Genomic DNA, 22534 nt, shown 5'->3' with positions numbered 1-22534 from the left:
ATCACGAATAGGTAAACCTCCTGGTTCTAACGCAACCGAACGTCGACATGGGATCGTGTGCCCGCGATCGGCCCCCCGGCGCTGCCGGAAGGGGCTGATCGTCGTTGCCTCCCCTGTCCCGCCGGCCCCCACGGGAGTAGACCGCCGTGACCGCGCCACGCCTGCTCAAACCCTTCGTGCGTACGCGCACCCGGCTGTTGTGCACCCTGGGTTTCCTGGTCGCCGCCCTGCTGGCGACCTCGTTGCCGTACTGGCTGCGAACCGCCGACCCCCGTGCCGGGCGTGACCGGGTCACCGAGGCGGCACCGGCCGCCGTCGAGAAGGACCAGGCGACAGCGGTGGCCGAGGCGCTGCGGACCGGGCAGGAGGTGGCGGTGGAGACCACCACCACCGAGACGTCCCAGACGTGGGCGCTTCCCGACGGACAGCTGCGGACCACGATCTCGGCCCTGCCCCGCCGACTGAAGACCGACACCGGTGGATGGGCACCGATCGACACCACCCTGACCCGGAGCGCACGGACCCCCGGCGGTCTGGACATCCGACCGGTGAACGCCCCCGACGAGGTCCGCTTCTCCGGCGGCACCGTCGCGGCCGACCGACCGGCCGACGACCGGAAGCGGGACGGGACCACCCAGTCCCTCCGGCTCGTCCCGGTCGCCCGGACCACCCCCCAGGGCGACCCCACCGAGTCCGTCCTGGCCGAGGTGGAGGTCGGCGACCACACCATCGGCTACCTCTGGCCCGGCCCGCTGCCGGAGCCGGTCCTCGACGGTCCCCGTGCCCTCTACCCCGAGGTACGCCCCGGAGTGGACCTGCTCGTCGTCGCCCGCGAGGAGGGCGGCTTCGGGCAGTTGCTGATCGTCAAGAACAACCTCCCGGCCACCACCGACGCAGTCACCTCCCTGACCTACGGGCTCCGCTCCACCACGGCGGTCTTCGAACACAACGCCGCCACCGGCGGGGTCAGGATCCTCGACCCGGAGACCGGGAAGGAGGTCAGCTCGATCCCCACCCCCGCCGCCTGGGACTCCGCCGGACGGGCACCCGCCTCCCCGGAGGTCGCGCCCCGGACCTCGGTGGCCACCACCGCCGACGTCCTCCAGCTCTCCGGCCTCGGTGGACCCGAGCCCGGTGCCCGGCAGGCGCCGATGCCCACCCGTCTCGACGGCGACCGCACCGGCGAGGCCCGACTGCACCTCGACGCCGCCGCCACCGGCCTGCTCACCGATCCCGAGGCGGTCTTCCCGCTCTTCCTCGACCCGACCCTGCACAGCCGGATGCAGTCCTGGGCCACCGTCCTGCGGCAGCACCCCAACACAAACACCTTCTACAGCACCAACTTCAACACCGGAACCTCCGACGCCCGGGTCGGCTACGAACAGCAGACCCCCCTGCTGACCCGGTCCTTCTGGCGGATGCAGTACGACGCCAAGATCAAGGGCACCACCGTCAGCTCGGCCACCTTCCGGGTGGAGAACACCCACTCCTGGTCCTGCACCAACCGGGAGATGCAGCTCTGGCTCACCGGGGCGATCTCCTCCAGCACCACCTGGAACAAGCAACCCGAGTGGCGGACCCTCCAGCAGCGCCGGTCCTTCGCCCACGGGTACGGCTCGAACTGCAACCGCGACTACGTCAGCTTCAACGTCATCAACGCCGCCCAGGAGGCCGCCGACAAGGGGTGGGCGAGCATCACCCTGGGCATGCGCGCCACCAGCGAGTCCGACACCCTCACCTGGCGCAAGTTCCGCGCCAACAGCGCCGAGATGACGGTCGTCCACAACACCCCGCCGAACGAGCCGACGGGCGGGAGGAACACGCCCGGCGGCGACTGTGTGCCCGGCCCCGGTGCCGGGGTCACCATCGCCCGTACCGCGATCACCCTCTCGGCCACCGGCAAGGACGCCAACGGCAACCTCAAGAGCCTGCGTTTCCGGTGGTGGCGGACCGGCACGACGGTCCCCGCCGGCACCCTCGTCACCCCCGACAACAACGGCTACGCCACCCTGACGATCCAGGCCAGCGCCCTGGTCGATCAGGCCACCTACTCCTGGGACGTCCGCGCAGAGGACCACTCGAACGCCAACTCGTCGTACTACCCGCCCGGCAGCGAACCCTGCCGGTTCACCATCGACGCCTCGGCACCGCCCGCCCCGACGGTCACCAGCACCGTGTGGTTGGAGGCGACCCCGGACGGGGCCACCTGGTCCACCCGGAAGTTCGGCGAGACCGGCCCGATCCGGTTCACCGCCGAGGGGGCCACCCAGTTCAGCTACTCCTACGAGAGCGTGGGGATCACCCACATACCGGCCACGAACGGGGTCGCCGAGGTGCCGAACCTGGCACCCCGACACTCCGGGCCGGTCACCCTGCACGTCTACGCCTTCGACACGGTCGGCAACCGCAGTCTCCGTACCGACTACACGTTCTACGTCCCGCCCCGGGACATCGCCGACCAGCCCGCGGACACCACCGGTGACGGGATTCCCGACCTGATCCTGGTCGACGCCACCGGGAACCTGCGCAACTACGTCGGCGACGAGGGCGGGGAGTTGTACTCGTGGCTCGCCGGGTCGTACACGAAGGGCAACGTCCTGAACCCGTCCGGCCACTGGTTCGACCCGGGCACCGGGAAGGCCGCCCTGATCACCAAGTACGCCGACGCGTACCCGGGTGACGGCTCCACCGACCTGTTCGCCCGTACCCCCGACGGCCGGTTCTGGCTCTACCCCGGCGACGGGTACGGCAGCTTCGACGTCGACAGACGGCTGCGGGTCCTCCTCCCCGCCGACGCCCCCGACCCGGCCACCTGGACGCAGATCAAGGCGATCGGTGACGTCACCGGCGACGGGCTGCCCGACCTGTTCGTCAGGGCCGGCACCGCCATGTGGGCGCTGTCCGGCTACACCGGGGCCAGTTTCCAGGAGGCGACCCTGATGGAGGGCACCGCTTGGGCCCGCCGGGAGGTGGTCAACGTCGCCGACGTCGACCAGGACGGCACCCCGGACCTGCTCTGGCGCAACCTGGACAACGGCAACATGTACGTCCGGCACGGCCGTCCGGGCCCGGTCACCGGGAGCGTCGACCTGAACTCGCTCAAGCAGGCGGCCGCCTCCCGCGACGGTGACGTCTCGTACGGCACCGGCTGGTCGGAGGCGAACATCAACGTGCTGATCGCCATCCCCGACGTCAACGGCGACGGGGTGCCGGACTTCTGGGTCCGGTTCGCCTCCGACGGGCAGATCCGCCTCTACTACCCGTCCCGCACCAACACCGGGACCCCGGTCAAAGTGGTGTTGGGGGCAGACTGGAACGGAATGAAATCCTTCGGCTGACGCACTACCCGTTGTCGGCGCACTTCATGCCATGGGATTCGGCACACGATCCATGGCGTACGCCGCCGAACCAGCCGCCACCTCCGTCCGTAGTCGGCACCACACCCGACTGCCGACTACCGACGGAGGCTGGAAAAATGTCGATGCCCATCGAACACCCGGTGCCCACCGAGGACGAGACCCGCCGTAAGGCCGGCGGTATCCATTTCGAGGCCGACGACCCGCAGATGCAGAACGTCATCGAGCAGCAGAAGACCGCCGCCGCTTTCGACAGCGTCCTCAGCGACCTGGAAGAGGACCACCTCGTCGGCACACCGGAATACGCGGAGGCCCGCCGCAAGCGGGACCTGGCCGCGAACGGCCAGCCCGTCGCGACCAGCCAGATCGCAGCGGTACGCGTCGCCGCCGCCACCCGGGAGGACCGGGTCGAGAGCCAGGAGAGCCGGCCCAGTCCTCCCGTCGAGCACCTCGACCCGTCCCTCGAAGAGACCCCGACCCAGCATCGAACCCTCTGACTCAGACCTCGCTCTCCTCGACGACGAAGCCCGGTGCCGACCCTCCGGTCCACCGGGCTTCGTCGCACGTCCCGGCCGTCCCTCCCCCATCGTGTACGCACACCCGGCTTTTCAGAAATCAGAATGGAACATCACCCGATCAACGGCGATTCTCACGACTCCACAAGCGACACCCCAACCGAACCTCCTCCCGATCGCCCGACCGAAAACGCCGGCAGCAGATCCCCGACAAGATCGAACCCAGCGACGACCTCCGACGAGTAAGGATGCAGCGACGCCCATCGGAAGGGCCGAAACACGGCTACCGCCATCCGACTCGGCAGCGGCAGCACATACAGCGACCCGAGTCGGCGGCAACGCCAACCGCAATCAGCGGGGACGGCGCATACGGCAACGGAATCGGAAGCAGCGCCAACCAGAATCGGTGGCGGCGCGTACGGCGACCGGAATCGGCCGGGCATGCGCGCACAAGCGACCGAAATCGGCGGCGACGGCGCGCACGGCAACCGAAATCGGCGGCATCGGCATCGGCGCGGTAGGTGCGCTGAACGCTATAGAGCTGCCCCACCCGTGAGACCGCCCCTGTCCCACGGCAGCCATCGAGACGTACGACCGCTCATCGCCGGCATCAGCCACGATGGCGACGGCAACGACGGCAACGGTAACGGCAGGCACGCCGAAGGCTTCGAGCTGCTCCACCTGTGAGACCGAGTCCGCTGTCCCGCCCATCGCGGCGCGTTCCCACGCCCCTGTTGTCGGGACGGCGTGGCACCACTCCGACCCCGGTCGTACCTGCAGAACGTCGGGATCACCTACGACGTCGTCCGCCCTCGCGAACACCAGGACACCGGACGCACCAGGCAGCGGACGGACCGGGCGAACCCCCACAAGGGCTCATCCGTCAACAGAGCGCAGCGGGCCACCGGACGAACCAGGCCAGCAGGCACCACCGGGCCAGCGGACCCAGACGACCAGCAGACGCAGAGGACCAAGGAGGGCCGGTGGACGCAGTGGGCCAGCAGACGTAACGGGCCAAAGCAGAGGACCAGCGGACGCAGAGGGCCGACGATCGCAGGGGACCAGCGGGCCAGCGGGGCAGGCGCCCAGCGGAGGCGAGGAGGCCACGATCAGCTGGATGCCGCCCCATTCATGGGGGCAGCTCGACAGTCTCCGACGCACTACCCCTGCCGGGCGTGCGACGAGGCCGGCGCGACACCTCCGACAGACCTGTGAACAGGCCCGAGAGGGGTTGGTGTCGGAGCCGCGACCATGCCCACGGCGGAGTTACGATCAAGGCCCAGGGCGGTAGCGCCGCACCAGACCCCGCCCGACCAGACCCAGGGCGACACAGCCACACCGGACCCCGCGACCAGACCCGGGACACCCCACACCGGACGCCCGAGGCACCGAGGCGACACCTGCGCCGCGGCCAGGCGACTCGCCGTCGCTACCGCTCCCTCCCCCGCCTCGCCCAGAGGCCAGGGGGACAGGGGGCCAGAGGCCAAGGGCCAAAACCAGGGGCCAAAGCCAGCCAAAGCCAAGGGCCAGCCGCCCATACCTCTTCGACTCCGCCGAGGTCAGGTCCGGCCGGGTCTGGTCAGGTCGGTCAGGCCGGGGTCAGGTCGGGTCGGGTCGGGTCGCGGAAAGGGGGCGAGCTGGGCGGGCGGCCCGTGAGACACCACTGTTCGCGTCGTATTGTCGGTGAGGCCGGTCACGAATGCGACATCGGTGAATTTTGTGTCGGACAGCCTCATTTGTAATGAGCTGGGACACACATTTCGTTCCGGTTCTCTCTGAACCGCTGGTGGGGGCGGGCCGTAGGTGAGGCGCACGTCCACACACCCACCTTCCGGGAGGCCCAGGAATGACCGTCTACTACAGCATGCAGCACCGAGAACGCAGCGGTGACGACGCCCACAGGAATAGTAAAATGCCCCGCGTCGCACCAGACCAGCAGCAGGCCCGGGAGGCCATCGAACGGGTCAGCAACATCGCCGCCATCAACCAGGTGCTGGGCATCCTCAACGACCACGGCCTGCAGGGATCACCGTTGTACGCGGAGGCCCGGCGGGCGTTGGCCGCCGCGAGCAGCAGCGGCCGGCCGTTGTCGCCGGGTGAGGTCGCGGCCCTGCGGGTCTCGGCGATCGTCGGTTACCGCCGTCAAGCGGAGAAGGACGACACCCACCCCTGCAAGGACGACAGTCACCCGTGCAAGGACCGCAGCCAACCCTGTAGGCAGTTCGACAACCACGAGCACCACGACCACCTGCAGGACCACGAGCACCGCGTACTGCACCGGGTCAGATGACCGGGTACGAGGGGTCAGCAGGTCGCGGTGACGTCGACCGATGAGGCACGGAATCGGATAGTCGACGGCAGGGCGCTGCCCTTCTGAGGGAGTCCGGTGGCAGCGACGGTCACCGGGCTCCGGTCATCAGCCATCAGTCATCAGTCATCGGGCGAACCGCAGGCCTCAGTTCTCCGTCCGGTGCCGGACGAACGTCTCCAGTTCCTCGCCGCCGTACCAGTCGGTCCGCCGACCGACGTGGGTCATGCCGAGCCGACGCGCCACCGCCATGGAGGCGCTGTTCTCCGGGTGGATCACGGCGTGCACCAGCGGGGTGCCGAGGGCCAGTTCCGGTCGACGAGGACTCGGGCGGCCTCCGTGGCGTACCCCCGGCCCCACGAGTCAGGGTGCAGGTGCCATCCCACCTCGATGTCGTCGGTGAGGCGAGTGGTGTCCCGCCCGGGAAGCGGATGCACCAGGGCGGTGCCCACGACGAGATCGATGGGGCAGGCCGGGGCCGGCCAGGAAACGGGCCACCTCGGTCCGGGAGTACATGTCGAAGAACCGGGCCAGATCCGCAGGGGCCTCGGTCCAGTTACGCACAAGAAGCCGGTCGGTGGAGACGATCGTCATGAAGCCTGATCGTGATGCGTGCCGGAAGAGGGTACGGGGAAGAGAATCGCCATGGGCAGCGGATGGCAGCGGGCGAAACGGATCACCAGTGCCGCCTTCCGGCCGGTACGCGGACGGGACCTGTCGCTGCACGCCGCCGCGATCACCTTCTACTCGGCGATCGCCGTGGTCCCGGTGGCACTGCTGGCCATCTGGTTGACCGGGCTGGCCGCCGGGGCGGACCGGGTACGCCGGCTCGCCTCGTACGCCGTGGAGACGTTGCCGGACGCGATCGGTGCGCCCCGGGCGGTGGAGGCGCTGGTTGACGCGGGGGTGGAGTTGACCCCGCTGTTGGCTCTGGCGGCCCTGCTCCCGGCATCGCTCTACGGCGAGGGGCTGCGCCGGGCGTTCGTGTCGGTGGCCAAGCCGCCCAACCCCGACGAGTCCCTGGTCGGCTGGCGGGGACGGCTGCTGCTGCTCCCCCTGCTCGCCCCGGCGCCCGCCCTGCTGTTCAGCATCCTGCTCGCCCTGCCCACCACCACCGGGCTGGTCCGGCAGGGCGGGTGGATCGGGTTCGGCGGCATCGTGTTGTCGTTCCTGGGGGTGTGGCTGGTGCTCACCCCGGTTCTGCTCTGGGTGTTCCGGGTGGTCGGCCCGGCCTCCCCGGACTGGCTCTCCGCGCTGGGCGTCGGGTCTTTCACCGCGGCGAACCTCTCCGGTTTCCTGCACGGTTTCGTGCTCTTCTGCTCCCTGCCGCTGGACCTGGGGATCCCCTTCGGCGGGTTCGACGAGATCGGCGCCGGGGTGGCGGTGCTGCTGTGGTTGTACCTGTTCCACGTGATCGTGCTCGCCGGCTACTCCGCCACCCTGGCGCTGTCCGGGTGGCGGGTCCGGCGGGCCGGAGCCGCCGCCACCCCGACCGCCGGTCAGGCCCGGAAGGGGCCGGTCACCTCGTAGGTGATGCCTCCGCCGTTCACCCCTGCCGTGCCACGCTGGGAGGAGAAGTAGAACCGCTGACCGTCCGGGGAGAACGCCGGGCCGGCGATCTCCGAGGTGTCCTGCCCGAGGATCCGGATGAACGGGGCGACCACCCCGGTCGGCGTGATGATGTTGATCTCCATGTTGCCGCCGTCCTCGGCGACGTACAGGTCCCCGCCGCCGGATCCGGTGATGTTGTCGACCCCGGTCAGGGGCGCGGTGCCGGCCGGGACGAGGTCGTCGTCGTACGCCAGGTCGATGGTCTCGTTGACCGCGTCGTACGCCCACACCCGGTTGTCGCCCTGGGTGGTGAAGTAGCAGACGCCCCTGTCGTACCAGCATCCCTCGCCGCCGAAGAACGGCTTGGCCCCCTCCACCTGGCTGCGGGTGGGCACCGGGACGCCGCCCCGGTCGGGGATGTCGACCCAGGTCACCGGCCCGCTGGTCTGTTCCTCCGGGGCGCAGAGCACCTGGAGCTGACCGGTCCTCAGGTCACCCCAGGTCTCCGGGACGAACCGGTAGAAGCAGCCGTCGGCCCGGTCCTCGGTCAGGTAGATGACCTCCCGGTCCGGGTCGCAGGCGGCTGCCTCGTGGGTGAACCGCCCCATCGCGAGCCGCACCTCGGCCGCGCGGTTCCCCTCCGGCCAGGTCTCGAAGACCCGCCCGAAGGGCGTCTCCTCACAGGACAGCCAGGTGCCCCACGGGGTCGCGCCACCGGCGCAGTTCCAGTTGGTCCCGTCGAGGATCTTGTACGCCGAGGTGATCGACCCGTCGGCGGCGAACCGGATCGCCGAGACCCCACCCCGCTGGAGGACCTCCGAGTTGGACACGTAGATCCAGCCCGTACCGGAGGGGAAACAGGCCCCGCCGTCGGGTGCCGGATGCCAGACGTACGAGGTGCCGGCGACCGGCTCCGAGGAGCGGGCCACCACCCGGCTGGTGAAGCCGGCGGGTAGTTGGATGCCGTTGGCGTCGGCGGCGAGCAGCGGCCCGTACGGGCTGGGGCCGGGTTGAGCGGTGGCGGCGAAGGCCTGCTGCCACAGCGCCCCGGAGAAGGCGGCGGTGCCCGCGCCGATGACTGTGGCGCGCAGCACGGTACGACGATCCATGGATTCCTCCCGATGTGTCGATACCCGGCCGACTATAGGTCCGCCGGGTATCGATCACCTCCACTATCGGTTGAGCGTGGAGTGCGGCTCCCCCGGGCCGCCGGGAATCATGTCCAGTTCCTCGTCGGTGGCCTCGCGGATGCCCCACCGGCGGTAGACCCGACCCAACGGTCCCGGGGCCCACCAGTTCCACCGGCCCATCAGTCGCATCGTCGCGGGCACCAGCAGGATGCGGACCAGGGTGGCGTCGACCACGATCGCCACGATCATCCCGATGCCGATCAGCTTCAGGTAGGTCATCCCGCCGGTGGCGAACCCGGCGACCACGACGATCAGCAGCAGCGCGGCGGCGGTGATGATCCGCCCCGTGTACTGCAGGCCCGCGGCGACCGAGGCGGTGTTGTCCCCGGTCCGGTCCCACTCCTCCCGTACCCGGGACAGCAGGAACACCTCGTAGTCGGTGGCGAGACCGAACAGCACGGCGAGCATGAGGATCGGGTTCGTCGGTTCGATGAACCCGGTGGGGGTGAAGCGCAGCAGGTCGGCCAGGTGCCCGTCCTGGAACACCCAGACGACCACGCCGAACGACGCCCCGATCGAGACGAGGTTCATCAGCACCGCCTTGATCGGCAGCAGCACCGACCCGAAGGCCAGGAAGAGCAGGATCAGGATGGCGACGGCCATCAGGACCGCCATCCACGGCAGCCGCTCCACGAGGCTGTCCAGGAGGTCCCGGTCGGCGGCCGGTCGCCCGCCGACCAGCACCTCCGCGTCGTCGGGGGCGGGCAGTGCCCGCAGCGCCCGTACGACGTCGTGGGCCTCGTCGCCGGTGGGCTCACCCGCGTAGCTCACCGCGAGCAGTGTCGACTCCCCCCGGTTGGCGGTGGGGGTCACCCCGGTCACCCCCGGCACCTGCGCGACCCGGGCGGTGAAGGTCTGGACGGTCTCCGGGGACGCGCCGGAGACGAGGACGTCGATCGGGGCGACACTGCCGCCGGGGAATTCGTCCGCGATCCGCTCGGCCACCTGCCGTGGGCCGGCGCTGGTCGGCAGCACCCGCTCGTCGACCCCGCCGAACTCCATCCGCAGGGTGGGGGTGGCCAGGGCCAACAGCAGAATCGTGACCCCCAGCAGGTACGGCACCGGGCGGCGCATCACGCTGTGCGCGATCCGGGCCCAGGCTCCCTTACCCGGCTCGGGCGGGCGGGCCGGCCCCTTGCGTCGCCAGGGCAGGGGTACCCGCAGGGCGTCGATCCGGCGACCCAGCACCACCAGCAGGGCCGGCAGGACGGTCAACGCCCCCAGCATGGCGACCAGGACGGCGGCCATCCCGCCCAGGGCGATGGAGCGCAGGAAGGGCTGGGGGAAGATCAGCAGACTGGCCATGGCCAGGGCGATGGTGAGCCCGGAGACCAACACGGTCCGCCCGGCGGTGACCATGGTGCGGGCGATGGCGGCGGAGGTGCTGCGCCCGGCGGCCACCTCCTCCCGGAACCGGCTCACCACGAACAGGGAGTAGTCGACGGCCATCCCCAGCCCGATCAGGGTGATCACGTTGATCGCGAAGATCGACACGTCGGTGAAGAGGTTGACCACCCGGACGGCGACGAACGCCCCGAGGATGGCCAGCCCGCCGACCAGCAGGGGCATCGAGGCAGCGATCAGACCACCGAAGATCAACACCAGCAGCACCAGCAGGATCGGCATGCTGATCAGCTCGGCCCGGAGGATGTCCCGGGTGGTCTGGGTGTTCACCGTCTCCAGGAAGGCGACCGCCCCGCCGACCTGGGTACGCAGCCCGGGGGCGTCCAACCGGGGGCGCAGCTCCTCGTACGCGGCGAGTTTGCCGTCCTCGTCCCGGGGGTTTAGCTGCACCAGGGCGTAGGTGGCCCGCCGGTCGGTCGAGACCAGGGCCGGTGCCTGGGTGTCGTACCAGGTGGTGACACTGGCCACCGAGGGCTGCTCGCGCAGTCCGGCGACGGTGGCGGTCACCGGGTCCCGGAAGGCCGGATCCTCCACGGTCCCGCCCGACGTGCCTCCTTCCGCGCCTTGCCCGTTCTCCCGGGCGGACCAGAGCACGATCAGGTCGGCCCCCTGGGGCCCCAGCTCGGTGGCGATCCGCTCCGCCGCCCGGCTCGACTCACTGGCCGGATCGTCGAACCCACCACCGCTGAGCTGCCCGAACACGCCCACCCCCCAGGTGGACCCGAGCACCACCAGGGCCACCGCGGCAGCCAGTACGGCCCATCGTGCCCGTACCACCACCCGTCCCCACCAGGCGAACATGTGCGGCTTCCTCCCGAACGACCACGAGGCGCCCCGGGGTCAGGAAGGGCACCTTCTTCACGCATACCGTAAGGAAGGGCCTCCTCCCCGCCGACAGGCACCACCCCACCCACTCGATGCCCCACTCACCCCCTCCGACCATTCGTGTTGATCAAGGGATTTGCGTCACCGGCAGCCGGATCCGTGACGCGAACCCCTTGATCGACGCGGTAGGGGGCGGCAGGCGACGCTGACGGGCACTCGGGGCTCCGGATCGGGGCTAGGCTGCCGGGGTATGAGTGGCGAGCTGCCCGCTCGGGCCGACGTGGTGATCGTCGGGGCCGGGCACAACGGACTGGTCTCCGCCGTCCTGCTGGCCCGGGCCGGGCTGACGGTGGTGGTTCTGGAGGCGGCCGAGGTGATCGGGGGAGCCACCCGCACCGAGCACCCCTTTCCCAAGGTCCCCGGGCTGGCCCACTCCACCGGGTCGTACCTGCTCGGGCTGATGCCCCCCGAACTGCTCGCCACCCTCGACCTGCGGATCCCGGTGCTGCGCCGGGACCCGCACTACTTCCTGCCCACCCCAGGGGGTCCGGGTTCGCCGTACCTGCTGATGGGCAGCGACCGGGCGGCGACCCGGGCTCAGCTCGCGGAGTTCTTCTCCCCCGCCGACCTCGCCGCCGACGAGGCCATGCAGGCCGAACTGGCCGACCTTCGGGAGGATCTCGCCCCGGCCTGGCTCGCCGAGCCCCTGCCGGTGGAGGAGACCGCCGAGCGGTACCTGCGCCCCGCCCTGCGGCAGGTCTTCCTGGACCTGGTCCGGGGCTCCGTCGCCGACTACCTGGCCCGCTTCGGGTTCCGCTCCGAACTGCTGGTCAGCATGTACGCGGTCACCGACGGCCTCTCCGGGCTCACCGCCGGCCCCGACGACCCCGGGACGGGTCACAACTTTCTCGTGCACAACATGTGCCGTCTACCCGGGGCGGACGGGACGTGGATGATCGCGCAGGGGGGCATGGGGACCGTCTCCCGGACCTTCGCCGAGGCCGCCCGCGCCGCCGGGGCCACCATCCTCACCGGCACCCCGGTCACCGCCATCACCCTGGCGCAGGGGGCCGCCGAGGGGGTGGTCCTCGCCGACGGCCGGCAGGTCACCGCCCCGGTGGTGCTGGGGGCCTGCGACCCGTACCGGCTGATGGGGTTGCTGCCCGAGGGCGCCCTCCCGGCGGACCTGACCGCGCGGATGGCGGGGGTCCGGCGCACCGGCACCACCCTGAAGGTCAACCTGGCCCTGACCGGGCTGCCCCGCTTCTCCTGCCTGCCGCAGGAGGCTCCCAGCCCCTTCGGCTCCACGATCCACCTGCTCCCCGGCTCGGCCAGCCTGGTCGGGGGCGCGGGCGAGCCCCCGATGGCCGCCCTTCGGGGAATGTGGGAGCAGGTACGGGCCGGGCGACTGCCCGTCGAGCCGACCATCGAGTGGTACCTGCACACCACAGTCGACCCCTCGCTGCGGGACGCCGAGGGACACCACTCCTCGGCCCTGTTCGTCCAGTCGGTCCCCTACGCACTGACCGGCACCACCTGGGAGCAGGCCCTGCCCGGGTACGTGGAACACCTGGTGGGGATCGTCGAGCGGTACGCCCCGGGCACCGGGGACCTGATCGCCGACGCGGTGCCCCTGACCCCGCCCGGGATCGAGGCCCACTTCGGGATCACCGGTGGGCACATCCACCACGTCGACAACACGGTCTCCTTCGCCGACCGGATGCCGTACGCCACCGGGGTCCCCGGGGTGTACGCGGGCAGCGCCGGCTGTCACCCGGCGGGCAGCGTCATCGGGGCCGCCGGCCACAACGCCGCCCGCCGCATCCTCACCGACCTGACCCCCTGACCATCCCTGCCCCCCACCCCACCCCACCCTCAGCGCCCCCGCCGAGCCCGGTTTCCGATGTTGATCAAGGGGTTTGCGTCACGGACGGCCGCTCTGGTGACGCAAATCCCTTGATCAATGCGGCGAGAGCCGCGGGCGGGAGCTGGGTCAGGGGTCAGTGGTCAGGGGTCAGTGGTCAGGGGTCAGTGGTCGGTGTCGGGGCGGAGGGCGCGGTAGGCCGCCCAGGGGACGGTCGGGCGCGACCAGCCGCGTCGGCGCAGGTAGCGGCGGGTGGCGGCCCGGAGGGTACGGATGGTGCGCAGCTGGTCCGTCGGGCGGGGCTTGTGCCGGGCTGCCGGCTCGACCAGTCGCCGGGGGTGCAGGGTCCAGCCGTCGACGCCGTGCACCAGCTCACCACGCACGTTGGCGTTGTGCAGGCTCGACAGCTCCGCGTCGTGCCGGTGGACCAGCAGGGAGGCCGGACCCTCGGCCGGGTCGACCCCCTCCGGCACCCGTACCCGGTAGCCGTCCGCGCCGACGGTCACGGTGGTCCGCACCAGCAGCGGCGCCCCGGCGGCGTCCCGGGCCGCCAACACCACACTCGGGTACGCCGACACCACCTCCGCGCCGACCAACGAGCTGTGCCCGACGGTCGCGGCGTCGGTGGGGGTCGGCAGCGGACGGTCGGCCACCTCGGTCGCAGCGTCGGTGGGGGGCGGCAGCGGACGGGTGGTCACCTCGGTCGGAGTGACGGTGATGAGCAACCGCATGAAGTAGAAGTCGGTGAACATGGTCGCCGGCCAGTCGAGGTACTGACGACTGACCGGCTGACGCCGGAACATCTGGGCCCAGAAGGCGCCCAGGTCCCCGGTCGGCTCGGTGTGCACCTGGTCGGGGCAGTCAGCCGTGCCGCGTACCAGGATCTGCTCCGGCTGGTCCAGCCCACTGGCGGTGGGGTCGGAGAAGAGCAGCGCCACCCGGGGATCGCGGCGGACGTTGAAGGCCTTCTGCGGGTATCCCAACGAGGTGGTGACCATGATCGTGCCGTCCGGGCGCAGCAGTCCGGAAGTCGGCCAGGCGACCGGTGTCCCGTCCTTGGCGAGGGTGGCCAGCTCACAGGTGCGGTAGGCGGAGATCGCCGTACCGAGCGCGGAATCGGACACGACGGCGCTAAAGGGCTGCTGCATGGCCAGCATCGTAATCAGTGAACCGGCTCGATGCCGGGCAAGTCAGTGACCCGGATCGATGCCGATGGCGCCTACGATGCCTCGACGGTCTCCGGCGTCTCGCCCACCCGGTGCGCGCGGACCTTGTGGCCGACGCTGGTCAGGCAGCGGCCCGACGGCAGGTCGAACTTCCAGCCGTGCAGCTGACAGGTGAGCTGGTCACCGTCGACGATGCCGAACCGGCTCAGGTCCGCCTTCAGGTGCGGGCACCGACGCTGGACCGTCCAGTCACCGAGGGTGATGTCCTCGGCGTCGACGGACCGCTCGTGCTCGTCGTACCAGCCCTCGGCGTACTGGAGACGCTCGGTGGACAGGCACTTGAAGAAGGCGTACACGAACTCGTTGTACTGGCCGATCCGGGCGGCGGAGAACCGGCAGGACAGGAAGAGGGAGTTCACCCAGTCCACCTCGCCGATGTGCAGCAGGTGCTCCATCAGCGCCCGCTCGGTCCGGAACCGGTACCGGACCTTCTCGTCGGCGTACGACCTGACCTGCTTGCCCGGGAAGTCCACCACGATCGACTCGACGCTGTCGCCGTCGTAGCCGACCAGGTCGAAGCGGACCGGACCACCGACCCCCTTGGCCAGGTAGATCGACTCCTCCAGCAGCGGCTCGACCCGCTGCTTGAGCTCCTTGAGCACGTCGATCTCCGGGTGCCGCCAGGAGGCCTTCTCCGCCTCGATGACCGGCCGCTTACGCTCACGCATCTCTTCCAGGTGGGCGACCTTGTTCGCGAAGAACTCCTCCACCGGCTGCGGGTGGGTGGTGGTCGCGCCGGAGGTGGTGACCTCCGCGACGCTGCCCGGCAGCAGGACGATCCCGTTCGTCCCGCCCACCTTCGCGTACTCGGACAGGAAGACCGACTGGTCGGGGAAGATGTTCCCCTCGTCGCCGTGGATGTCGTTGAACTGCCACAGCTCGTCGTCGAGGAAGCACGGCGGGCCGGCGATCGGGAAGACGTTGTCGGCCTTGAGGTCGTCGATGTAGCGCCAGGTCCTGTCGAACTGCCGTTCCCGCTTCTGCTTGCCGAACGCGGACTTCGCCGCCTGCGGCAGCTCGTAGACCATCGGGTACCAGATCGCGCCGGAGAACTGGAGCAGGTGGGCGTGCACGTGACCCAGCTCGGCGAAGACGCTCAGGTCGGTGGGGCGGGCGTCGTTCTGGTTGAGCAGCCGTACCCCGTCGTACTCCACCCAGAGGGAGGAGTCGCCGATCGGGCCGTCGGTGGGGCTGGTCAACGCCTGGATCATGATCTTGAGCCCGCCGTCGAGCTCCACCACCTGCTCGTTCGGCGCCTTCAGGAACTTCGTGAAGCCCAACTCCCGCAGCTCGTCGGCCATCTCCGAGGTGGGGAACTCGGGCAGCAGGACCGTGGCGTCCTTCGAGACGTACCGCTTGAGGTGCGCCGCGTCGAAGTGGTCCCGGTGCAGGTGCGACACGTACAGGTAGTCGACCTGGCCCAGGGTCTCCCAGTCGAGCTGGGAGTTGTCCGGGAAGGGGAACCACGAGGCGAAGTACGCAGGGTTCACCCACGGGTCGCACAGGATGCTGCCCGCAGGGGTGTCGATCCGCATGCTGGCATGTCCCGTACCGGTCACTCGCACCGCAGTTCTCCCTAACAAGGCAATCAAGGCGTACGCCAGAACGCTACCGGAGGCAGTGTCGCCACCCACCCGCGACGCCGGTAGTGCCCTCCGCCCCACCGGCACGGGACCTTCGGCAGCAGCTCGTCGGGGCCCCCACCCGAGGTCCACGGGCACCATCAGGGCGGACCCCACACCGACGCCGACACGGGGCGTGCCAGACTAACCGGAGATCCGATCGCGAGGAAGGACCGACAGTGGCTGGAAGTGAGCCGGTGACGTCGCCAGATCAGCACAAGCCCGGACACCGCAAGGCCGGGCGGATCGGCGCGGTGGTCACCGCGTTGGCGCTGCTCTCCATGCTGTGCGGAAACCACGAGGGCAGGGTCGAGGATCTCTGGCTGGTCGGACTGGCCGTCCTGCTGCTGGGCATCGTGATCGGCGACGTGGTGCTGCGCCGCAACGGCCTGCGGTCCTGACCCGGGTTCCGTTCGCGCCCGGACAGCCCGCCCGAACCGGCCCACCCGGCCGTCGGCGTTGCGTGGGGTCTCTCCCTGCCGGCCACCGAGGTGGGGTCAACGGCCGAAGAGGATGTCCTGCACGTTCTTCAGGGCCTCGTCGACCTCGGCCTCGAAGTAGCCTCCCTGCACCAGGCCGAACCGGAGGGTGTCCAGGTCCTTCGGGTTCACCGGCATCGGGCCACGACCGGCCATCCCGCTGAGCAGGCTCTCGAAGAAGTGGTCCACCTGGTCCGGGTCGTACCCGCTGCCGAAGCGGCGCACCTGGAAACTGCGCCGGATCTGGTCGACCTGGTAGAGGTCGCTGCCGGGGGGTCCGGCCATCGGCGGACCGGCCACCGCAGGCGGACCACCGGCACCGGGACCGGCCGGGGGTGGACCGCCCGCCGGCGGACCGGCGATCTGCGGCTGCTGCGGCGGCGGGCCACCCGGACCACGCCCCCGCAGCTCACGCTCCGGCATGTGGATCTCGGCGGTCATGTCCGGCCGCCCGTGTCGACCGGCGGCGAAGCCGTCGAAGCGGGGCTCGTCCGACCCGTACCCGTCGTACCGGGACTCTCCCGGACCGTACGAGTCGAAGCGGGACTCGTCCTGGTCGTACCCGGTCGGACCGGCCGGCAGACCACGAGGCGGCGGACCACCGTGGCCGATCGGCGCACCCGGTCCACCCGGACCCGGACCCGTCGGGGCCCGGGGCGGCTCGTACCCACCGCGCTGCTGCTCGTACCCACCGGCGAAGGCTCCGGTCGACTCCTCGTAACGGCCGTACCGCTCGGGTGGCGGGCCGGCCTGCGCCGGCAGTGCCCGGGGGGGCATCGACGGCGCGCCGGGCGGCAGACCCCGGTCGTCGCGGGGCGGCGGACCCATCCGGTCGGGCGGACCCATCCGATCCCCGGGACCCATCCGGTCGGGGGGACCCATCCGATCCGGCGGACCCATCCGGTCGGGGGCACCCATCCGGTCCCGATCCGGCGGCGGACCCATCCGGTCAGGGGGACCCATGCGGTCGGGCGGACCCATCCGATCAGGGGGACCCATCCGGTCCGGCGGACCCATCCGATCCCGATCCGGCGGCGGACCCATCCGGTCCCGATCCGGCGGACCCATGCGGTCCCCGGGACCCATCCGGTCGGGCGGACCCATCCGATCAGGGGGACCCATCCGGTCCGGCGGACCCATCCGGTCCCGATCCGGCGGACCCATCCGGTCGGGGGGACCCATCCGGCCTGCGGCGGCCATCCGGTCCGGGGGACCCTGACGGTCGGGAGGGCTCGTCCGGTCGCGCGGGACCATCCGGTCGCGGTCCGGGAGGCCGACCCGGTCGGTGATCCGGGTCTCCGCGTCCCGGTTCGCGGCGTCGCCGCGCTCCTCCAGCTCGGCCAACTGCCGTTCGACCCGGTCCAGGTGCAGGTCCACCTGCCACTCGTCGTAGCCGTTGAACCGGACCCGGAAGACGACGTCGTGGACCTCCTGCGACGCCACCGGGGCACCGACCGGCTGGCCGTCGAGGGTGGCTTCCACCCGGTCGAGGAAGGCGTCGACCTCATCGACCTTGTAACCGCGGCGAAGCGCCTTGCGCCGGAACCGCTGACCCTGACTCGCCACTATGTCTCCTGGTCCTGTTCGCTGAGCCCGGTCACGCCGTCGCCTCCCGCGGCGGCTCGGTCTCCGTGTCCTCGGCGGCCGCGAGTTGCCCACACGCTCCGTCGATCTCCTGGCCCCGGGTGTCCCGCACGGTGGTGGAGACGCCCGCCGCGCGGAGCCGCCGGACGAACTCCCGCTCCACCGGCTTGGGACTGGCGTCCCACCGGCTGCCCGGAGTGGGGTTCAACGGGATGAGGTTGACGTGGGTCCGCCTCCCCGCCAACAACCGGCCGAGCAGGTCGGCCCGCCACGGCTGGTCGTTCACTTCTTTGATCATCGCGTACTCGATCGACACCCGCCGGCCGGTCCGCTCCGCGTACTCCCACGCAGCCTCCAGCACCTCGGCCACCTTCCAGCGCTGGTTGACCGGCACGAGCTCGTCGCGCAGATCATCATCGGGCGCATGCAGGGACAGCGCAAGGGTCACCCCGAGGTCTTCGCTGGCCAGGCGGTGGATGGCGGGGACCAGACCCACGGTGGAGACGGTGATGTGCCGCTGGGACAACCCGAGGCCCTCCGGCGGCGGCGCGATCAGTCGTCGGATCGCCCCCACCACCCGGGAGTAGTTGGCCAGCGGCTCACCCATGCCCATGAAGACGACGTGCGAGAGCCGGGACGGTGAACCGGCCACCGCACCGGAGGCCGCCACCCCGGCCAGGTAGACGGCCTGGTCGACGATCTCGGCGGTGGAGAGGTTACGGGTCAGACCGGCCTGGCCGGTGGCGCAGAACGGGCAGGCCATGCCGCATCCGGCCTGGCTGGAGATGCAGACGGTGACCCGGTCGGGATAGCCCATCAGGACGCTCTCGACCAGTGCGCCGTCGTGCAGCCGCCACAGGGCCTTGCGGGTCGCACCGTCGTCGCAGGCCAACTCGCGGACCGCGGTGAGCAGGGTGGGCATCAGCTCCCCGGCCAGCCGAGCCCGACCGGCGGCAGGCAGGTCGGTCATCTGTTCCGGGTCCCGCACCAGGCGACCGAAGTAGTGGGTGGAGAGCTGTCGGGCCCGGAAGGCAGGCTCCCCCAACTCGGTGACCGCCGCCTGGCGGCCGGCGAGGTCGAGGTCGGCGAGGTGGCGGGGCGGCATCGCGGCGCGGCGGGCCGGAGCGTCCGACGTGACGGGGATCAAGGGCAGACTCGTCATGGCACGTCCAGTCTCCCACGTCGCGGCCCGGACGCATCCTTCCGGAGGCGCCGAACCCACCCTGGTCGGCGCAACGGCGGCGGGCCGACGCGGGTCATCCCTCAGCTCACCACCGGTACGAAGACCGCCAGGATCAGGTACGCGGCGGGTACGGCGAACAGAATCGAGTCCAGGCGGTCCATCAGCCCCCCGTGCCCGGGCAGCAGGGTGCTCATGTCCTTGATCCCGATATCCCGCTTGATCATGGATTCGGCGAGGTCACCGAGGACCGCAGCGCCGGACACGGCCACCCCGAACAGCGCCCCCCACCAGGGAGCCACGTCGAACAGCAACCAGATCAGCACCGCACTGCCGGCCGCTGCGGCGAGCACCGAGCCGGCGAAGCCCTCCCAGGACTTGCTGGGGCTGATGCTCGGGGCCATCTTGTGCCGACCGAACGACACCCCGGTCGCGTACCCGCCGGTGTCGGAGAGGACCACCGCCACCAGGGTGACCAGCACCCGCCAGTGTCCGTCGTCGGGGACCGCTGCCAGCATGGCCGCGAAACCGGCCAGGAAGGGCACGTAGACCGCGATCATCGCGATGGCGACCAGGTCCGGTTTGAGGCCCTTGAACCCGTCGCCGAGCCGCCAGATCGTGGCACCGACGATGGTCACCAGCAGACCGAGGGTGAGCGCGTCCGGGCCGGCCCACCAGGCCAGCACGATGGTGAGCACCGAACCGGCGACCAGGGGCACCGTCGGTGGTCGGGCGCCGACCCGGCGTACCGCCCGGCTCATCTCCCAGACCCCGACCCCCACCGCGGCCGCGATCACCGGCAGGAAGGCGGGCGGGTACGTGAACAGCGGGACGAGGATCAGCGCGCCCAGCGCCAGCCCCACCCCGATCGCGGCCGGCAGGTTCCGTCCGGCCCGGTTCGGCCTCGGCTGCTGGGTCGCGGGGCGATCGGCGCTCGCCCGTCGGCGACCCGGGCCACGCCGGTCCGAGGGCTCCTGCGGATCCGGATCCGACCCGGGTTCCGGCTCCGGCCTGATCGCGGCGAACTGGGCGGTGGGCCGCTCGTCCACCGGCGGTTGTGCGGGGCCGGAGGCGGACGGCCGGCCCAGGCCCGTGCCGGGGGCCGGGGTCGGGGTCGCCGGTCCTGCCGCACCCACGGCTGAGGAGACCCCGGGGTCGGTGGCGGGCACGTCGTTCCGGTCACCGGCGGGAGTTCCCGACTCGGGGCGGCCCGTGGCCGGGACCGGTCGGGCGCCGTACGGGTCGGTGGGCGTCTCCCGGTCGGCCGGTTCGGCGTACCGGCCGGGCAGGGGTCCGGGTTGCCGGGCCGCCAGTGGGCTCGGGCCCGGCTCCATGTCCCGGTCCGGCCAGGGCAACCCCGGCCCCGGCTCGGGGCGGTCCCAACCGCGCGACTCGGTGCCGCTGTAGGGGTCGAGAGGGGACATCACGAACCGGACGAACGAGGTACAGGTACCACCACAGGACGCAGAAACACGATCATCCCCTACCGGCGCGACTGTTCCGTTCGATGTGGTCCGCCCGACGGACGGATGACTCCTGCCGTGCACCCGTGGCTGCCAGGAATCGTGCCGAGCCTACTGCACTCGGCCGGCGGGCCGGGTGGACGACCGACCGGGCAGCGGCCGGTTCTCGGTCCGAACCCGCCCATCCGGGGCCTGACCTGCACCTGGAGCTGAACTCGGGCTGAATCCGACCCGGGCCTGACCTCAAGCTGGAGCTGGACCCGACCCGGGCCTGACCTGGTTCGGGCCGCAGAAGCAGGGTGGCACCGGAGGCACGCCCGCAGGGCGCACACACCCGGTGCCACGGCGTCGCCGGCGGTCGTCGGCGAGCGGCTCAGACCTCGAGCAGCTCGGTCTCCTTGTGCTTGACCATGTCGTCGACGGTGCCCACGTACCGCTGGGTCAGGTCGTCCAAGTCCTTCTCGGCGCGCCGGCCCTCGTCCTCGCCGACCTCGCCGTCCTTGACCAGCCGGTCCAGCTCTTCCTTGCCCTTGCGGCGGATGTTGCGGATGGCCACCTTGGCCTCCTCGCCCTTGTTCCGGGCGACCTTGATCATTTCCCGGCGCCGCTCCTCGGTCATCTGCGGGAGCAGGATGCGCAGCTGGTTGCCCTCGTTGTTCGGGTTCACGCCGAGGTCCGAGTCGCGGATGGCCCTCTCCATGGCGCCGATCTGCGAGTTGTCGTACGGCTTGATGATCACCATGCGGGGCTCGGGGACCCCGATCGAGGCCATCTGCGGCAAGGGGGTGGGGGTGCCGTAGTACTCGATGATGACCTTGGAGAACATGGCGGCGTTGGCGCGGCCGGTACGAATCGCGCCGAACTCCTCCTTGGCGTGCTCGACCGCACGGTCCATCTTCTCTTCGGCCTCGAGGAGGGTGTCGTCGATCACCGCTGCCTCGCCTCCTTCTTGTGCTCGTCGTGGCTGGTGGGTCTCGGAGGGCCGGTGAGCTGGCCACGCCCGGCGTACCCGGCCCCCGGCGGGTGGAAGCCGGCGCGGTCAGGCGGTGATCAGGGTGCCGATCTTCTCGCCCCCGACGGCCCGGATGATCGTGTCGTCGCCCTGGGCGCCGAAGACGAGCATCGGCAGGCCGTTCTCCATGCAGAGGCTGAACGCGGCGGCGTCGGCCACCCGCAGATTACGCCGCAGGACCTCGGAGAAGGTGATCGACTCGAACTTGCTGGCGGTCGGGTCCACCCGGGGGTCGGCGCTGTAGACGCCGTCCACGCCGTTCTTGCTCATCAGGACCACGTCCGCGTGGATCTCCAGGGCCCGCTGGGCGGCCACCGTGTCGGTGGAGAAGTACGGCATACCGGCCCCGGCACCGAAGATGACCACACGGCCCTTCTCCAGGTGTCGGATGGCCCGCAGCGGGATGTAGGGCTCGGCGACCTGCGCCATGGTGATAGCGCTCTGCACCCGCGTCTCGATGCCCTCCTTCTCCAGGAAGTCCTGCAGCGCGAGGCAGTTCATGACGGTGCCGAGCATGCCCATGTAGTCGGCCCGGGCGCGGTCCATACCGCGCTTCTGCAGCTCCGCGCCGCGGAAGAAGTTGCCCCCACCCACCACCACGGAGACCTGCACGCCCCGGCGGGCCACCGTCGCGATCTGTCGCGCGATCGCCTGGACGACGTCCGGGTCGACGCCGATCGCCCCACCGCCGAAGACCTCACCGGAGAGCTTCAGCACCACCCGCCGGGCCCGGCCGGGTGGTGGTGCGGTCGGATCCTCCGCCCCCGGACCCCGGTCACTCACACCCTGCGTCATCCGCCGCCCTTCCCCTCACCCGCGTGCCCCTGCCTGCCCGCGCCCTGCGGGCCTGCCGCTGACGACCCTATGCGAAGAGGAGGCCGCGGTGCCTGTGACGTACACCTGCGGCCTCCTCGTCGATGCTTCCCCCGCACGGACGCCGGAGCGTCCGTGGCAC

Annotated in this window: 18 protein-coding genes and 1 pseudogene; 6 read left to right on the top strand and 13 right to left on the bottom strand. The window is 70.9% G+C overall.

Going from position 1 to position 22534, the window contains the following annotated elements; genetic code table 11:
- The first annotated feature begins 146 nt into the window (after positions 1 to 146).
- Both WHN02_RS11030 and WHN02_RS11025 read left to right on the top strand, forming a co-directional pair.
- Positions 147 to 3338: an FG-GAP-like repeat-containing protein gene (locus tag WHN02_RS11030; protein ID WP_434743239.1), complete on the top strand. Its 3192-nt coding sequence runs from the start codon at positions 147 to 149 to the stop codon at positions 3336 to 3338.
- Positions 3339 to 3475: 137 nt separating this feature from the next.
- Positions 3476 to 3853, top strand: a complete 378-nt coding sequence (locus tag WHN02_RS11025) for a hypothetical protein (RefSeq protein ID WP_434743238.1) — start codon at positions 3476 to 3478, stop codon at positions 3851 to 3853.
- A 369-nt stretch (positions 3854 to 4222) separates the two neighbouring features.
- On the opposite strand, the gene WHN02_RS11020 is transcribed toward WHN02_RS11025, so the two are convergent.
- Positions 4223 to 4552 (bottom strand): hypothetical protein, encoded by a 330-nt coding sequence (locus WHN02_RS11020; protein WP_434743237.1) that lies wholly within the window; start codon positions 4550 to 4552, stop codon positions 4223 to 4225.
- A gap of 1165 nt (positions 4553 to 5717) precedes the next feature.
- Between WHN02_RS11020 and WHN02_RS11015 the strand changes: the two genes are divergently transcribed.
- Positions 5718 to 6161 (top strand): hypothetical protein, encoded by a 444-nt coding sequence (locus WHN02_RS11015; RefSeq protein ID WP_434743236.1) that lies wholly within the window; start codon positions 5718 to 5720, stop codon positions 6159 to 6161.
- Between the two features lie 165 nt (positions 6162 to 6326).
- On the opposite strand, the gene WHN02_RS11010 is transcribed toward WHN02_RS11015, so the two are convergent.
- Complete coding sequence (locus tag WHN02_RS11010; protein ID WP_434743235.1) at positions 6327 to 6458, bottom strand: hypothetical protein; 132 nt, start codon at positions 6456 to 6458, stop codon at positions 6327 to 6329.
- Complete coding sequence (locus WHN02_RS11005; protein ID WP_434743234.1) at positions 6455 to 6631, bottom strand: GNAT family N-acetyltransferase; 177 nt, start codon at positions 6629 to 6631, stop codon at positions 6455 to 6457. Before WHN02_RS11005 ends, WHN02_RS11010 begins: the two co-directional genes overlap by 4 nt.
- Positions 6632 to 6824: 193 nt before the next feature.
- On the opposite strand from WHN02_RS11005, the gene WHN02_RS11000 reads away from it, so the two are divergent.
- Complete coding sequence (locus WHN02_RS11000; protein ID WP_434743233.1) at positions 6825 to 7709, top strand: YhjD/YihY/BrkB family envelope integrity protein; 885 nt, start codon at positions 6825 to 6827, stop codon at positions 7707 to 7709.
- Here the strand turns inward: WHN02_RS11000 and WHN02_RS10995 are convergent.
- Both WHN02_RS10995 and WHN02_RS10990 read right to left on the bottom strand, forming a co-directional pair.
- Complete coding sequence (locus WHN02_RS10995; RefSeq protein ID WP_434743232.1) at positions 7679 to 8839, bottom strand: alkaline phosphatase PhoX; 1161 nt, start codon at positions 8837 to 8839, stop codon at positions 7679 to 7681. The genes WHN02_RS11000 and WHN02_RS10995 overlap by 31 nt on opposite strands.
- Positions 8840 to 8902: 63 nt before the next feature.
- Complete coding sequence (locus WHN02_RS10990) at positions 8903 to 11125, bottom strand: MMPL family transporter (protein ID WP_434743231.1); 2223 nt, start codon at positions 11123 to 11125, stop codon at positions 8903 to 8905.
- Positions 11126 to 11399: 274 nt separating this feature from the next.
- On the opposite strand from WHN02_RS10990, the gene WHN02_RS10985 reads away from it, so the two are divergent.
- Positions 11400 to 12995: a phytoene desaturase family protein gene (locus WHN02_RS10985; RefSeq protein ID WP_434743230.1), complete on the top strand. Its 1596-nt coding sequence runs from the start codon at positions 11400 to 11402 to the stop codon at positions 12993 to 12995.
- A gap of 182 nt (positions 12996 to 13177) precedes the next feature.
- Here WHN02_RS10985 and WHN02_RS10980 read toward each other — a convergent pair whose 3' ends face one another.
- Both WHN02_RS10980 and WHN02_RS10975 read right to left on the bottom strand, forming a co-directional pair.
- The gene (locus tag WHN02_RS10980; protein WP_434743229.1) at positions 13178 to 14161 is read right to left on the bottom strand and encodes a pyridoxamine 5'-phosphate oxidase family protein; all 984 of its coding nucleotides are present in this window, start codon (positions 14159 to 14161) and stop codon (positions 13178 to 13180) included.
- Positions 14162 to 14232: 71 nt separating this feature from the next.
- Entirely contained in the window at positions 14233 to 15804 is a 1572-nt protein-coding gene (locus tag WHN02_RS10975) for a Rieske 2Fe-2S domain-containing protein (RefSeq protein WP_434743228.1), read from the bottom strand.
- 236 nt (positions 15805 to 16040) lie between these two features.
- Between WHN02_RS10975 and WHN02_RS10970 the strand changes: the two genes are divergently transcribed.
- The gene (locus WHN02_RS10970) at positions 16041 to 16262 is read left to right on the top strand and encodes a DUF2631 domain-containing protein (protein WP_350896836.1); all 222 of its coding nucleotides are present in this window, start codon (positions 16041 to 16043) and stop codon (positions 16260 to 16262) included.
- Between the two features lie 96 nt (positions 16263 to 16358).
- On the opposite strand, the gene WHN02_RS10965 is transcribed toward WHN02_RS10970, so the two are convergent.
- From WHN02_RS10965 to pyrH, 6 genes and pseudogenes are all read right to left on the bottom strand, one after another.
- Complete coding sequence (locus tag WHN02_RS10965) at positions 16359 to 17480, bottom strand: DivIVA domain-containing protein (protein ID WP_434743907.1); 1122 nt, start codon at positions 17478 to 17480, stop codon at positions 16359 to 16361.
- A 246-nt stretch (positions 17481 to 17726) separates the two neighbouring features.
- Positions 17727 to 17906: pseudogene (locus WHN02_RS10960) on the bottom strand (DivIVA domain-containing protein); the annotation flags it as partial.
- 31 nt (positions 17907 to 17937) lie between these two features.
- Positions 17938 to 19086, bottom strand: a complete 1149-nt coding sequence (gene rlmN, locus WHN02_RS10955; RefSeq protein ID WP_350896838.1) for a 23S rRNA (adenine(2503)-C(2))-methyltransferase RlmN — start codon at positions 19084 to 19086, stop codon at positions 17938 to 17940.
- Between the two features lie 101 nt (positions 19087 to 19187).
- On the bottom strand, positions 19188 to 20528 hold the full coding sequence (locus WHN02_RS10950; RefSeq protein ID WP_434743227.1) for a phosphatidate cytidylyltransferase: 1341 nt from the start codon (positions 20526 to 20528) through the stop codon (positions 19188 to 19190).
- 412 nt (positions 20529 to 20940) lie between these two features.
- Entirely contained in the window at positions 20941 to 21498 is a 558-nt protein-coding gene (gene frr / locus WHN02_RS10945; protein WP_434743226.1) for a ribosome recycling factor, read from the bottom strand.
- Between the two features lie 108 nt (positions 21499 to 21606).
- Positions 21607 to 22374 carry a UMP kinase gene (gene pyrH, locus WHN02_RS10940; protein ID WP_350896841.1) on the bottom strand — a complete coding sequence of 256 codons (768 nt, stop codon included), beginning with the start codon at positions 22372 to 22374 and terminating at the stop codon, positions 21607 to 21609.
- Positions 22375 to 22534: the final 160 nt, after the last annotated feature.

This window comes from Micromonospora sp. SH-82 (genome assembly GCF_051132485.1).
In the GTDB taxonomy this organism is placed as follows: domain Bacteria; phylum Actinomycetota; class Actinomycetes; order Mycobacteriales; family Micromonosporaceae; genus Micromonospora.
This window is presented reverse-complemented; position numbering and strand designations above follow the sequence as displayed.